Origin of the sequence: Pseudomonas sp. ERMR1:02, from assembly GCF_002277815.1 — a bacterium.
Lineage (GTDB): Bacteria > Pseudomonadota > Gammaproteobacteria > Pseudomonadales > Pseudomonadaceae > Aquipseudomonas.
In genome coordinates this window covers 126529-140970 of sequence record NZ_NKJI01000005.1, presented here as the reverse complement: position 1 = coordinate 140970, position 14442 = coordinate 126529, and the positions used below count along the sequence as shown (strand labels likewise).

Here is a 14442-nt window from a genome sequence, read left to right as displayed (position 1 = left end):
ACGTCCATGACACAGCCTCAGGATCGCGCCGTCATCCCCTTGAGGTTCCTCCATGAAGTTCTCCTCGATTCTCTTGTTGTCCCTTGGCCTGGTCAGTGGCATTGCTTCTGCTGGCGGCACCACCGAAGCAGGTGTGGGCGGCGCATTGGGCGGGGTTTTAGGCTCGGTCGTCGGCCAGTCACTTGGCGGCAATACAGGTTCAACCATCGGCGCGGCCCTGGGTGGCGCGGGTGGTAGCGCAGTCGGCGCGAACAAACACAGCCGTGGCGAAGCCGCCATTGGTGGTGCGTTGGGCGCTGCAGGCGGTAACGTGGTTGGCCGCAGCATGGGCGGCACAAGCGGCAGCCTGATCGGCTCCGCAGCAGGCGGCGGCGCTGGCGGCGCGCTGGGCAACTACATGGGCAACAAGAGCAACGAGGAAGATAACGATCGTCGCTCCTATCGTGGCCATGATGATCGTCGTTACTACCGTGACGACCATCGGGGTCGCGGCCATGCCTATGGACATCACAAGCACCACAAGTACTACCGTGATCGCGATTAATATCTAAGCGGTTTTGCTGGTAGCTAAGAAATCGCAGCCCAAGGGCTGCGATTTTTTTTGCCTGAACTAAACCACCAAACGCTCCAGGGCATTGCGCAATCCGGCCGGAATCGCTACAGGCTGGTTCGATGCACGGTCGACAAACACATGCACAAAGCGCCCCGCTGCGCAGCCCTCATCTTCCCCTTGCTTGAACACCGCCAACTCATACTGCACCGAGCTGTTGCCCAGTTTGCCTACCCGCAGACCTATCTCGATCCGGTCAGGGAACGCGATGGAAGCAAAGTAATCGCACGCCGAACTCACAACAAAACCTACCACCTCGCCATCATGGATATCCAGGCCACCGACTTCGATCAGGTAGGTGTTCACTGCCGTGTCGAAAAAGCTGTAGTAGGTGACGTTGTTGACGTGACCGTAGGCGTCGTTGTCATGCCAGCGGGTGGTGATGGGTTGGAAGTGGGGGTAGTCGGTGCGTTGGGGTGTCGGGTTGGACATCTGTGTTGGTTCCTGAAGTTGAATGGCCAGAATAAAGCGAAAACTGTGTCTTGCTTATCGCAAGCAATCGACTTCAGTGCGCACTGAGCTCGCATACGGTCGAGATCCAGAGTGGGAGCGAGCCTACTCGTGATGGAGATATTGAAGACTCTACGTGACACAAGCCATTGGCCGTCGCTATGGGAGATTGTGGGTTTGAAGGATAGTTAAGCTATGATCGCAGCAACCGAAAATGCCTGGCAGCGCATCATATAGTGGCCCTTTCATTAAATGTCAGACCGCACGGATCACAAACCAGAGCGCCAAAATCTACTGGCTGATTCACTACAAGAAAAACAGACCCGGAGGCATAGCGCGTGAGCATCGAAAAGATCCCGTTCAATCGTCCTTACATGACAGGTAAGGAATTTTATTACATTGAACAGGCAAAGCTTGCCAACGTGCTCGCCGGTGACGGCCCATTCACCAAGAAGTGCCACCGCTTGCTTGAGGAAATGACTGGTTCCGTAAAAGCGCTTCTCACACACTCTTGCACGGCTGCTTTGGAAATGGCTGCACTGCTGTTGGACATACAGCCCGGTGACGAAGTCATCATGCCGTCCTATACCTTTGTCTCCACCGCCAATGCCTTTGTCCTGCGCGGCGCGGTTCCGGTGTTCGTTGACATAAGGACCGACACTCTTAACCTCGACGAACGACTGGTTGAAGAAGCGATTACGCCCCGCACGAAGGCCATCCTACCAGTCCACTACGCCGGCGTTGCTTGCGAGATGGATACCCTCATGGAAATCGCTCGCCGCCACGGCCTGAAAGTCGTGGAAGATGCCGCCCAAGGGGTAATGGCCAGCTATAAGGGGCGGGCATTAGGAAGTATCGGTGACTTGGGAGCGTTCAGCTTTCACGAAACGAAGAATGTAATTTCAGGAGAGGGTGGCGCTTTATTAGTAAATGACGGCAGCTTGGCGTTGCGGGCTGAAATCATTCGAGAAAAGGGTACTGATCGTAGCCGCTTTTTCCGTGGAGAAATCGATAAGTACACATGGCAAGAGGTCGGTTCTTCTTTCCTGCCGGGAGAACTGACGGCAGCGTTCCTTTGGGCCCAGTTGGAAGAAGCGAAATCAATAACTTCCCGACGCCTTACAAGCTGGCAGCACTATCACATATTGCTCGAATCTCTTGAGCAGAAAGGCATTTTAAGACGCCCACTAATACCGGCTGAATGTGAACACAATGCGCACATGTACTACGTGTTGCTCAACCCTGAATTAGACCGCAATAGAGTTTTGAGTGATTTAAAGAAAAACTCGGTCGACGCTGTCTTTCATTATGTCCCTTTACATTCTTCTCCAGGGGGAAAACGTTATGGCCGGACACATGGGGAACTTTCGGTAACTAATCATCAATCCGAACGGCTGATCCGATTACCCCTCTGGGTAGGCTTGACTGAGCAGCAACAGTCCCGGATAGTTGATGTGTTATTAAATGCAGTCACTCAACCAACAAAAACTTATACACATCCCTGATCATAATTACCTGACCACTAATTCTTTACCGGAAAGGTAGTGGTCATCCCGGCATAACGCCTAGACATTTTTCAAGCCCGAACCGACCAACACACAAGGCAGTAACAATGTACCGAAAAATAAATGTAATTCCGCTTACGGTTATCGGATTATTTATTTTCGCGTTACTCAGCGGGATTTTCATACCGCTTTATTCTGACGAAGCAGTGACCAAGTGGAACGTTTCCAGATTTTTTCTGGAAGATCAAAACCTGGTTTCTTTCTTCCCGCAATGCTCAACGATGGCTGACAGGACTGTTGCCATTGTTTTCTATCCTGCTGCCATTTTATTTTCAGCAATTTACTCAAACTTGGGTCCGCTTGGAATAAGATTAAGTGGAATAACACTATCCATTGTCTGGCTAGCACTACTGGCATACTGGACTTTCAAACAAACAAACGAAAACACATCTTCGGTCAGGCGTCTTGCCGGCTTCGTGGCATTTTCAGCCTTGGGCATATTGCCGTACCTGCTGGACCTCTCTCGCTCCGAACAATTCATGACACTGCCGATTTTGACTTTTTGCCTGACCGCCATTTATTTTAAGGACAAAAAGACTTTAAAAACACAATCCGCGGGAGCATTGTTATTTGCCCTAATTCTTTCGTGTTTTTTTTATGCACATCCAAAAAGCCTGTTCTTTCTACCGTTTCTGCTTATCGCACTTTGGATTACAACAGAGACCTACCATAGGCTGATCCGCTTCGCTCTACTGACCTACGCATTAATTTTATTCTATCAAGTGCTTCATGAGTCGAACGCCATTGCGGCCTGCATCGATGCACCTGCGATGCAAGCAATGCTGGCAGCCAACACGTTGCTTCCGAGGATGTTATTTACAGCGCCTTCTGAGTTTTTTCAGGCGGCCATGACAAATCTTTTGGAATTCCCGGAAAGGGTTATTACACATTTGACCTTTAACCCTGTTTCGCAATCCGGCTGGCTGCCCCCCATGGAAGAAAGCAGCATATTTCTGTTAAGTTTGAACTTCGTAATAAAATATCTGCTTTATTCGTTCATCATCGGCACACACATCGCTAGCGCCATTTTTTTTGTTGCCCGAGCTTTAATGCGAAAACTTACCATACCGCTCGCGTTGGCTGCATCACTGTCAGCAGCAGACGTTGTCAACGCACTGTTTTTCAACATTCAAAACTTCTATTCCGGAACTCAATTTCTACCGGTATCCGTAATCCTGGCAGCCTTGCTATTGCAATCCTCACCTTCACCAAGACCGTCTAAATACCTGAGTTATGGTTATTTCATAATCCTGACAATATCCATAATTTCGATGTTGACCCTGTTGACCAAGACACTCCCCGCCTTAGTTAAAAACTCCTATTCCGCAACAGCAACGTTACCAGGACAGCCTTTGTCCATCCCGGTTTTTGATGTTCAATCACATTTGAGATCCATAGAAAAGCTCGGTCATTCTTGCGAATTGCCGTTCAAAGACACTCAAAACATGGTTGTCGACCACATGACGTACTTCGTTTTTGTTCAAGCGAAAAAACCTATACATACTCTATACGTATCGGAATATGGATTTGGCGGAGACTTGACCAATGGTCGACTATTGCCATTCTTGAAAAAAATACATAGCCCCGGATTGATTTCTCGCTGCGAATGGATGCCACAACAGTTCCGCTCGAAGCAGAAAAGTGACGACATGGGCTATTGCTGTGTTAATTTAAATGACTTTTAAATCGTTGTTCCTATTAGCTCAAGAGGCAAATGGGTGAAATGAAAAAAATCGCTATAGTGCAATCCAACTACATACCCTGGAAGGGTTACTTTGACATGATTTCCGCTGTCGATGAGTTCGTCATCTACGATGATATGCAGTACACGCGGCGTGACTGGCGCAATCGTAATCAGATCAAAACACCACAAGGCCTGCAGTGGCTGACTGTCCCAGTTAAAGTCAAAGGAAAATACCATCAAACCATTTTCGAAACAGAAATTGAAGGGTTTGATTGGGCGTCCGCACACTGGAAATCACTGCAGCAGAATTATCGTCGCTCACCACACTTTGAAGAAATTGGAGCTTGGCTCGAGCCTCTCTATTTAAGAACTTACGTACGACTATCTGACCTGAACAGGGCTTTTTTAGAAGCCATCTGTAGCTACTTGGGCATTACAACACGTATTAGTAACTCATCTGACTACATATTGAGTGACGGCAAAACCGAGCGTCTGGCTGACCTTTGCGTGCAAGCAGGCGCAACTGAGTATATTTCAGGCCCGGCAGCCCGTGATTACGTGGTGGCCGATGTGTTCTCCGACCGAGGTATTCACCTCAGCTGGTTCGACTATTCCGGTTATCCAGAATATCCTCAGCTCTGGGGAGATTTCTCCCACAACGTGACGATTCTTGACTTACTATTCAATTGTGGGAAAGAAGCACCTAACTATATGAAATTCATACGCCGATGAAACTCTCGATTGTTGCGACGCTTTATCAGTCGGCCGCTTACCTCGCCGAATTTTACCGACGAGCCACTGCCGCCGCTCAAGCGCTGGTGGGGGACGATTATGAAATTATCCTTGTAAACGACGGCTCACCCGATAACAGTCTTGAGACCGGCGTGCAGCTGACTGAGCAGGATCAGCACGTAATCGTCGTTGACCTGTCGCGCAATTTTGGTCATCACAAAGCCATGATGACCGGTCTGGCCCATGCCAACGGTGAGCGGATTTTCCTAATCGACAGCGACCTGGAAGAGGAACCCGAGTGGTTGCTCGCTTTCGCGCAACAAATGGCCGAGGACAACAGCGATGTGATTTATGGTGTGCAGGAGCGACGGAAAGGCAACTTCGTCGAGCGCATCAGCGGCCGCTGGTTCTATGGCCTGTTCAGGCTGCTCACAGGCCTAAATCTGCCCGAAAACATCGTGACTGCCCGATTGATGACGCGCCGTTACGTGGACGCTCTGCTCAGTCACCAGGAGCGTGAAGTCTTCATGGCAGGCCTGTGGCATATAACCGGCTTCATTCAAAGCCCGAGTCTTGTAAAGAAACACAGCACCAGTGAAACGACCTATACGTTTCGCAGAAAAATGTCGCTACTTGTCAACTCTGTAACTTCGTTCAGCAATGCGCCGCTGATTGGCATCTTCTACATTGGCCTTGGCATTTCGCTTTTATCCTGCGTTTATATTATTTACTTACTCATCATCAAATTGACGCTGGCCACGCCCGTGGACGGATGGACATCCGTCATGGCGTCCATCTGGCTACTGGGTGGGATGATCATTTCCTTTATTGGTATCGTCGGAATTTATTTATCAAAAATATTTTCCGAAACCAAACAGCGTCCCTACACCATTGTGAGGCACGTTCATGGAAAGCGATAAATCTGGCATTTTGTCTGAAGTTGCCGACTACTACTCATCGAAGCTGGCCCAACACGGCGAAACGCCGCAAGGGGTGGACTGGAACGGTAAGGAAGGGCAATACCTGCGCTTTCGCCAAGTCGATAAGATCATCAACATCGAGAAGCCTTTCTCCATCAATGACATCGGAAGCGGCTACGGCGCTTTCTATGACTTCTTGCGCGAGCGGCATGCTGCATTTTCGTACAATGGTATAGACGTTTCAGAAGACATGATCAACGCTGCAAAAATACGCTACGAAGGTCAAGCGCATGTAAGTTTTCATGTAGGAAGCGAACCAGAGCGGATTGCAGACTACGGGATTGCGAGCGGGATCTTCAACGTTCGGTTGGGTAGAACTGACTCAGAATGGTTAACCTATCTCGAAGGGGTACTTGATACTCTCGACAAAACCAGTCGCCTCGGATTCGCGTTCAATTGCCTGACGTCCTACTCTGACGCCGACAAAATGCGTGATTATTTGTATTACGCCGATCCTTGCGCGCTCTTCGATCTCTGTAAACGCCGTTATTCGCGCAATGTCGCATTGCTTCATGATTATGATCTTTACGAATTCACCATCCTGGTTAGGAAGCAACCATGAAGAAACGTCTTGTCATTTTCGGCGCGGGCGATATTGCTCAACTTGCACACTTCTATTTCTCTTCTGACTCAAATTACGAAGTAGTCGCATTTTCAGTTGACGCTGCCTACATGGGCGATACAGTTTTCTGCGGGCTCCCGGTGTGCCCGTTCGAGGAACTCGCTACTCATTACCCTCCCGAAAAATTTGAACTGTTTGCTGCTCTCAGTTACTCAAAACTCAATGCTGTACGAAAAGAAAAATATCTCGCCGGAAAAGCAATGGGCTACCGGTTCGCAAGTTTTGTCAGTTCCCATGCGACGGTTCTTAATGAGGGACGAATTGGTGAAAATTGTTTCGTTCTGGAAGACAACACCATTCAACCCTTCGCCACTCTCGGCAACAACGTGACATTGTGGAGCGGAAATCATATCGGTCACCATTCCACCATCAAGGATCACACATTCATCGCTTCACATGTGGTGATTTCTGGCGGAGTCGAAATTGGCGAGCAATGCTTCATAGGCGTTAACGCAACGCTGCGCGACCACATCAAAGTAGGTGAGCGGTGTGTCGTCGGAGCAGGCGCTTTGCTTTTGGCAGATGCCGACCCTGAAGGTCTGTACGTAGGCTCGGCGACTGAACGCTCTAAAGTCCCAAGCACCAAGCTGAGGAAAATATGAATCCTCGTTGGAAAAAACTCGGATTACTATACAGTCCTTCCAGAACGGGACGACATCCAAAGCTTTTGACTCACGCTGCCAATCCGTTGCCAGTGTTGCTTGAAGGCGATATCTATCGCATCTATTACAGCGGTAGGGATATTGATAACCGCTCCTCAGTGGGTGCGGTGGATATTAATATCGTTACCCGACAAGTTGTTCAGGAACACCATGCCCCTATATTTGAGCATGGCCACGAAGGAAGTTTTTTTGCAGATGGCGTCAGCATCGGCAATTGCTACTGCGTCGATGGTGTGCAGTACATGCTCTTCATGGGCTGGCAAAACCCGGCGGAAGGCCATTGGCGTGGTGATATTGGCCGGCTGATCGTAAATCCTGACTTGACGCTGGAACTGGAAAGCCAAGCGCCTTTCATGGGGTCTGATCGCGCAGATCCGATAAGCCTTTCTTATCCATGGGTAATGCAAACCGCAGATGGCGACTACCGTATGTGGTATGGGTCAACTGCGAGCTGGGATGCCGGCAACGGGGAAATGCTGCATACGTTGAACCATGCAACATCGGACGACGGGCATCGCTGGAATCGGCTGGGGCTGGCGGTTCCGTACATCATTGGAGAGGCGCAAGCCTTTTCAAGACCAACCGTCGTTGGCTCAATGGAAAGCGGTTTTGAAATGTGGTTTTCATATCGCAGCGGTACGGGAACATCCTACAGAATCGGTTACGCACGAAGTAACGATGGATGCGTTTGGCGCCTTTGCCTCAGCACTGTCGGCATTGAAGTTTCGGAAAATGATTGGGACTCGGAAATGATCGAATATCCATTTGTATTTATCCATAATAATCAGCGCTACATGCTGTACAACGGGAACGGTTATGGAAAATCCGGATTTGGCCTGGCGGTTTTGGTTGATGCGTAAACTTTTATCCAAGACACCTTCAAAAAAATCCATCATCGAAATGGTGCGTTATGGAATCATCGGTCTGCTTGCCAATTCAATTGGATATGCTATTTATCTGTTGATTACGCATTTTGGTGGAACCCCTAAAACCACCATGAGCACACTTTACATCGCGGGTACTGTCATAAGTTTTATCGGCAACCGTAAATGGACCTTTACCCATGATGGAAACCCATTAAGCGCAGGTGCGCGGTATATTTTTGCATATACTCTTGGTTACACCTTCAATTTATCCATCCTTATCGTGATGGTGGACTTCCTTGGCTATCCCCATCAATGGGTTCAGATGTTTGCGATATTTGCGGTTGCCGGTTTTCTTTTCTTGTTGCTCAAGTTTTTTGTATTTCCGAAATCATCGACCAAGTAAGAATGCCGGTATGAGCGTGTAACCACGGCATGCCTACGGTCAGCTCGACAACGCCTCCTCAGCCCAACCCCGAACCTCAGCATAGGGATAATCCTCTAACGCCGCATATCCGGAAATCGTCCGCGCCTTGAGTTTGGTAAACAACGGCACACCGATCCCACACAAGAACCGCGTCACGCGCTCAGCTGAAGGCAAGCTGCCGGTGAGCTGCTCATGCCTGTGGATAAAGTCACCGCACAAGGCTTCGAAATTTTTATCCACAAGGGCCGGTAATGCCGGTGGCTCTGGCAGCCGTGCCACTTGCCCATGGCATACAGAACAATGTCCACACTGCCGGGGCGCATTTTCGTCGCCGAAATACTCGGCCAAGCGATAGCCCAGACAATGGTCGGTGGCGAACAGATCGAGCATGGCGTGGATTCGTGCGATTTCGGTTTGCTCATGACGAACGAAGTAAGCATGCAGTTCTTCGCTCATTGCGGCGCTGTCAAACTCCGTTTGCAGTAGGCTGTAGACCTCTGTCATCAGCTTGCTTTCAAGCTCCACCCAACCCTTCTCCTGGAAATAATCCAGCGCCTTGACCACCCGGCTGCGCTCAGCCTGATGCTGCTCGTACAACGCCTCGAAATTCACCGTGGCCCAGGTCCGCGCTCGACTGGAAGTCTGGATGATCGCCGCGACAAAATCCCTGCGCTCGCCTTCGAAACGGGCCAGCAGCGCCTCAGGCTCCTGCAAATACTTGAAACGGTACTCGGCGTAGTACGCGTAACGCGGGGTAATGATCCCGCGCAGCTCCAGCTGCACCAGCAAGGTCTTGAGCGGGAGCTGACGAATGTTGCTGTTGTCCGCCAGCGGCCCCAACAGAAACTCCCACTGCCCTTCAGGCGCGCAAGCTTGCAGCTCATCGAGCACACGGCGTATGCCATCGCGCTCAGGCGTATCGCCGTAGACGAAGTTTTCCAACACGTTGAGGCTGTCGCGATTAGCCAGTACCAGGCAGTCGGACGGCTGCCCGTCGCGCCCGGCACGGCCGATTTCCTGGCTGTAGTTTTCGATGGATTTTGGCAGGTCGAAATGCACCACGTTGCGGATGTCACTCTTATCGATGCCCATGCCGAACGCGATGGTGGCGACGATGCAATTGGACTGCCCGCCCATGAAGCGTTTCTGGATACCGTCGCGCTGGTCGTGGGGCAAACCGGCGTGATAGGCCTCGGCCTGAATGCCGTTGCGGCTCAGGTGCTCGGCAATGTGTTCGGCGGTTTTTTGCAGGGTGACATAGACGATGCTCGGCTGGCCGGGACGCTCGCTCATCCACTCCACGAGGCGTTGGCGCTTGTCCTGCCCGCGCACAGGTTCTACCCATAAATTGAGGTTCGGTCGATAGAAGCCGGTCGTCACTACATCCTCAGGGGCGATGGAAAACCTGGCCTGCATGTCAGCGATCACCTTGGGCGTCGCGGTGGCCGTCAGCAGCAAGACTTGAGGGATATTGAACTGGCGCTGGTAGTCCGGGAGCTTGAGATAATCCGGGCGGAAGTTGTGGCCCCATTCCGAAATGCAGTGCGCCTCGTCCACCACCAACAGCGAAATTGGTACCTGCTGCAAAAAATTGCGGAAACGCTCGTTCTTCAGGCGCTCCACGGAAATCATCAAAATCTTCAATTCACCGGACTTGGCACGTGCCATGACATCGCTGGCGTCATCGCGGCTCTGCGCCGAATCGATACTGCCCGCTGCAATGCCGTGGCGTTGCAGGAACATCAACTGATCCTGCATCAGCGCCAACAGCGGCGAGACCACCAGTGTCAGGTGCGGCAGCATCACCGCCGATAGCTGATAGCAAAGGGATTTGCCGGAGCCGGTGGGGAAAATCGCCGCCGCCGAACGCCCGGCCAGCACCGCGCCGATTGCCGCTTCCTGCCCGGGTCGAAACTGTGGATAACCGAAAACCTGTTCCAGGGTGTTGTGCATAAGCTGTCACTCCGTTGACTGCTGCAATGGGCAAAGCCTAGACGGCGATTGCAGCGAGTCGAGAAAGGTCGGGGCAAAAAACGATACGGGATGATACAGCGGATGGCTTGGAGGGATGGCAAGGCTTGAGTAGAGGGTGAATGCCGGATCGCCTTGCTCCCGAAGAGGCGAGACTGTCAGAAATTTTGTGTTCGGGCATAACATGTTGAAAAGGAGCATGTATGCCGACCAAGAAGAAAACGGCCTCGGAGGCCAAACCCGAGCTTCCTTCGATCCCGAAGGAGCTGATTGATCAGTTCGTCAAAGGTCCAATGAGCGCCGAGGCGATTCAGGACGCCGCGATGGCGTTCAAAAAGGCGCTGATTGAACGAGCCCTTGGCGCCGAACTGGGTCACCACCTTGGCTATCTTCAGGGCGCACAGCGCCCTGAAGAGACGAGTAACCAGCGCAACGGCACAAGCGGCAAGACCGTGTTGACCGACGATGGCCCGCTGCGGCTGGACATCCCGAGGGATCGCGACGGCAGCTTTGCGCCGATCCTGATTCCCAAACACGAGCGTCGTTTTACGGGTTTCGATGACAAGATCATTGCCATGTACGCCCGTGGCATGACCGTTCGCGAGATCCGGGCATTCCTTTCGGAGCAGTACGGGACTGACGTTTCCCATGATTTCATCAGCTCGGTCACCGACGCGGTCTTAGAGGAAGTTGCTGCCTGGCAGCAACGCCCACTTGAGCCGATGTATCCGGTGATTTTCTTCGATGCTCTGCGGGTCAAAATCCGTGAGGAAGGGCTGGTTCGCAACAAGGCCATTTACCTGGCGTTAGGGGTACTGCCAGACGGCACCCGAGATATCTTGGGCATTTGGATTGAGAACACTGAGGGGGCCAAGTTCTGGATGAAGGTCTTCAACGACCTCAAAACCCGAGGCGTCGAAGATGTGCTAATCGCGGTGACCGATGGCCTCAAAGGCATGCCAGAAGCCTTGAGCGCGGTGTATCCGACAGCGACCTTGCAGACCTGCATTGTGCATCTGATCCGCAACAGTCTTGATTACGCCGCCTGGGACAAGCGCCGTGAATTGGCCAAAGCCCTCAAGCCGATTTACCAAGCGCTTAATGTAGAAGCTGCCGAGCAAGCGCTGGACGCATTCGAAACCGGGCCTTGGGGCAAGCAGTACCCCACAGTCGTAGCCGCTTGGAGACGCGCCTGGGATCGAGTCATCCCGTTTTTCGTCTTCCCGCCTGGCATCAGAAAAGTGATCTACACCACCAATGCCATCGAGAGCATCAATGCTCAGCTGCGCAAGATCATCAAGACAAGAGGCCACTTCCCGACTGACGATGCGGCAACAAAGCTGATTTGGCTGGCACTGCAAAACATCACTGCCAATTGGGGCAGCGCGGCGCACGACTGGAAGACAGCCATGAATCAATTTGCGATTCTTTATGGAGATCGATTTACCAGGTCAAACTGGTGAAATGAGGGCTTGCCTGACGGCAGGCCGTTACCGGCCCGCACACAAAATATCTGACACTCCCGAAGAGGCCGGCACGATCACCGAAAAACTCGAAATGACCTACGGTTTCTGAGGCACCCTCAACCAGGCCCCACCGCGCATTAACTGACAATCCCGTAGGCATTTTTACCATTGGCACTTACACGGCAAAAAACCTCCAGCGACGCGTAGTCCCCTTCCTCAAAAAACGACAAAAGCCCTACAAAACCTGTCCATCACCGCCGTCTTGTGGCGCCGCGACACACCCTTCTATAGTTTGCGGCGCGGCTGAAAACAGTGTCTCGGCCTGCCTAGAACACTCGCCGATTTCGCACAGGACTCATTACGATGAACAGCCCCGACCCATTGACCGATCGCTACCGCCCGCTCAAATCCAGTTACAGCGAAACCTCAGTGCTGATGATTGACACCGAAGCCGACCCCTTCGAGATCCTCGACGCCGCCCGCCAACGCATTCGCGCCGCCAGCGACCTGCTCGAAACCTTGTACTGCCAGTGCTTCAAACAAGCCGACGCCAGCGACATCCCCAACATCGTCAGCGCGCTGTACCTGCTTACCCAGGACGGTAACGACCTGCTCGACATCGCCCGTCAGCGCTTGCCAAAAATCACCCGATGACCACTTTCCCGTGTAGGAGCAAGGCTTGCCCGCAAAGAACGATAACGCGGTCTTCCTGATGCTCATCGCGCAAAAGATAAGTCTGTAGGTATCGCCCTATCAAATCTTCGGCACGGTCCTACAAAAGAAGACACCTTGTCGCCTATCGCCTTAAAGGGATTCATACCTATAGTTGAACCGTCGCTGCCAAATCAGCGGCCCGGGCTTGGTCACCCGAGAACAATGAGATCTCACATTCCCATCTAAATAGAGGTGTTCCTCGGTGACCACGCTAAATCCATTTCCAAATCGCTACCGCCCACTCCAAACCAACCTCACCGACACCGCCGCCCTGATCAACGATACAGAAGCCAGCGTGCAACAGATGAGCGAGATCCTACGGAATGAACGTCGGTCTTCCCGCAACCTGAAAGAGCGGATCGCGGGAACGACCAAGTCAATCCTTCCTATCAGGACCAACGACCAATAAGCTCCAACCAAGCCCCCTCCGGACAACCCACAATGCACCTCGCTGCCAACTTCCCCGACGACCCCACCATGCACCTGCTCATGCAACTGCTTCACGAAGAACTCGGCCTGCCCGAACGCAAAACCATCAGCCTCTCCACATCGATAAATTTCGACCTCGGCTGCACCGGCGCCGACGCCCAACATTTGATCGAAACCCTGGAAGAGCAGTTCGCCATCGATTTCGTGGATTACGACAGCTACCGCTATTTCCAACCAGAAGGCTACGATGTGTATCTATAGCGCAAAACCAAGGGTCGCGGCGACAAGGAACCATTGACCATCGGCATGCTCTACCGGGCTATCAAGGCTCAACGCTGGGACACCCGGGAGCTTGAAAGTCTGTAACCGGCGTACAACTATAAGGATATTGCGTGGACGTTCTGATGGGTTTGCTGGCTGCCTTGCTTTGGGGCGGCACGGATTTTCTGGTGGGTTTGAACGCCCGGGCAGTCGGTGTAAAACGCGCCGTTTACTTCGGTCAGGCGCTGGGTTTCAGCATCATGAGCTTGCTGCTGATCGCCTTCCCCGTATTCATTCTCCGCTCCATGGCCGCGTCACTTGAAACATGGCTGCTCGGGGTTGTCGCCGCGATCTTGACTGTGTCTGGCGCCCTGGCCTTGTCCAAGGCCTTTGCCCTGGGCAAAGCCTCGATCGTGGCACCGCTGGTGACCTCTTACGGCGTGGTGACTACGCTGCTGTCCTGGGCCGCCGGAGAACAGATCAGCCTGCTCCAGTTGTTGTGTATCGGGCTGTGCGTGATCGGCGTGGTCCTCTCCAGCATTCACTCCGACCCGAAGGTGCCACACACCAGTCAGGCGAGCAACTCCATTGCCTACGCGTTGCTGGCGGCCGTGTTCTACGGCACCAGTTTCTGGCTGCAAGGCCACTTCGTCCTGCCAATACTCGGGCCGGTGACGATGCTTTGGCTGGCTTATCTGGTGGGCCTGATCGTGTTGGTGGCGATCGTCCTCAGGATCGACGACGGCCTGAAAATCCCGCCGCTGAAAAACTGCCTGACATTGACCGGCGCGAGCCTGATGAACCTCGGCGGTTTCTCGTCATTCGCTTGGGGCGCGGTGGCCGGGTCGGTTTCGGTAGTGACGGTGATCAGCACCTTGTCCGGCGGAATCGCGGCGATTCTGGGGTATGTGTTTTTCAAGGAGCGGATGGGGAAGGTGCAGGTGCTGGGAGTTGTATTGGTGTTGGTCGGGGCGTTTTTGCTTCACCTCAAAACCTGAAACGTCGC

The 14442-nt window shown here is 52.4% G+C and carries 15 protein-coding genes and 1 pseudogene; 14 read left to right on the top strand and 2 right to left on the bottom strand.

Annotated features, from left to right (window positions below; translation table 11 throughout):
• Positions 1-52 precede the first annotated feature (52 nt).
• Complete coding sequence (locus CES87_RS11480) at positions 53-544, top strand: glycine zipper domain-containing protein (protein WP_128606201.1); 492 nt, start codon at positions 53-55, stop codon at positions 542-544.
• Between the two features lie 66 nt (positions 545-610).
• On the opposite strand, the gene CES87_RS11475 is transcribed toward CES87_RS11480, so the two are convergent.
• Positions 611-1042: a thioesterase family protein gene (locus CES87_RS11475; protein WP_128606200.1), complete on the bottom strand. Its 432-nt coding sequence runs from the start codon at positions 1040-1042 to the stop codon at positions 611-613.
• 356 nt (positions 1043-1398) lie between these two features.
• Between CES87_RS11475 and rffA the strand changes: the two genes are divergently transcribed.
• The 8 genes from rffA to CES87_RS11435 all read left to right on the top strand — a co-directional run bounded on the left by rffA (position 1399) and on the right by CES87_RS11435 (position 8574).
• The gene (rffA, locus tag CES87_RS11470; protein ID WP_128606199.1) at positions 1399-2565 is read left to right on the top strand and encodes a dTDP-4-amino-4,6-dideoxygalactose transaminase; all 1167 of its coding nucleotides are present in this window, start codon (positions 1399-1401) and stop codon (positions 2563-2565) included.
• Between the two features lie 107 nt (positions 2566-2672).
• Positions 2673-4310, top strand: coding sequence for a hypothetical protein (locus CES87_RS11465; RefSeq protein WP_128606198.1), 1638 nt, complete (start codon positions 2673-2675; stop codon positions 4308-4310).
• Between the two features lie 29 nt (positions 4311-4339).
• A complete protein-coding gene (locus CES87_RS11460) occupies positions 4340-5041 on the top strand; it encodes a WbqC family protein (RefSeq protein WP_256590865.1) in 702 nt (233 codons plus the stop codon).
• Positions 5038-5961, top strand: coding sequence for a glycosyltransferase family 2 protein (locus tag CES87_RS11455; RefSeq protein ID WP_128606197.1), 924 nt, complete (start codon positions 5038-5040; stop codon positions 5959-5961). The genes CES87_RS11460 and CES87_RS11455 overlap by 4 nt, the downstream gene beginning before the upstream one ends.
• Positions 5948-6583 (top strand): trans-aconitate 2-methyltransferase, encoded by a 636-nt coding sequence (locus CES87_RS11450; protein ID WP_128606196.1) that lies wholly within the window; start codon positions 5948-5950, stop codon positions 6581-6583. The genes CES87_RS11455 and CES87_RS11450 overlap by 14 nt, the downstream gene beginning before the upstream one ends.
• The gene (locus CES87_RS11445) at positions 6580-7245 is read left to right on the top strand and encodes an acetyltransferase (RefSeq protein ID WP_128606195.1); all 666 of its coding nucleotides are present in this window, start codon (positions 6580-6582) and stop codon (positions 7243-7245) included. The genes CES87_RS11450 and CES87_RS11445 overlap by 4 nt, the downstream gene beginning before the upstream one ends.
• Positions 7242-8165: a hypothetical protein gene (locus CES87_RS11440; RefSeq protein WP_128606194.1), complete on the top strand. Its 924-nt coding sequence runs from the start codon at positions 7242-7244 to the stop codon at positions 8163-8165. The genes CES87_RS11445 and CES87_RS11440 overlap by 4 nt, the downstream gene beginning before the upstream one ends.
• Positions 8122-8574 carry a GtrA family protein gene (locus CES87_RS11435; protein ID WP_256590864.1) on the top strand — a complete coding sequence of 151 codons (453 nt, stop codon included), beginning with the start codon at positions 8122-8124 and terminating at the stop codon, positions 8572-8574. Before CES87_RS11440 ends, CES87_RS11435 begins: the two co-directional genes overlap by 44 nt.
• A 39-nt stretch (positions 8575-8613) precedes the next feature.
• Here the strand turns inward: CES87_RS11435 and CES87_RS11430 are convergent, their stop codons facing one another.
• Positions 8614-10548 (bottom strand): ATP-dependent DNA helicase RecQ, encoded by a 1935-nt coding sequence (locus CES87_RS11430; RefSeq protein ID WP_128606193.1) that lies wholly within the window; start codon positions 10546-10548, stop codon positions 8614-8616.
• 221 nt (positions 10549-10769) lie between these two features.
• Between CES87_RS11430 and CES87_RS11425 the strand changes: the two genes are divergently transcribed.
• The 5 genes and pseudogenes from CES87_RS11425 (at position 10770) to CES87_RS11405 (ending at position 14434) form a co-directional block, all read left to right on the top strand.
• Positions 10770-12029, top strand: a complete 1260-nt coding sequence (locus tag CES87_RS11425; RefSeq protein WP_128606128.1) for an IS256 family transposase — start codon at positions 10770-10772, stop codon at positions 12027-12029.
• A 366-nt stretch (positions 12030-12395) separates the two neighbouring features.
• Entirely contained in the window at positions 12396-12686 is a 291-nt protein-coding gene (locus CES87_RS11420; RefSeq protein ID WP_128606192.1) for a hypothetical protein, read from the top strand.
• A gap of 262 nt (positions 12687-12948) precedes the next feature.
• Positions 12949-13155 (top strand): hypothetical protein, encoded by a 207-nt coding sequence (locus tag CES87_RS11415; RefSeq protein ID WP_128606191.1) that lies wholly within the window; start codon positions 12949-12951, stop codon positions 13153-13155.
• Between the two features lie 32 nt (positions 13156-13187).
• Positions 13188-13541 (top strand): annotated as a pseudogene (locus tag CES87_RS11410) (DUF1493 family protein).
• A 38-nt stretch (positions 13542-13579) separates the two neighbouring features.
• Complete coding sequence (locus CES87_RS11405) at positions 13580-14434, top strand: EamA family transporter (RefSeq protein WP_128606396.1); 855 nt, start codon at positions 13580-13582, stop codon at positions 14432-14434.
• Positions 14435-14442: the final 8 nt, after the last annotated feature.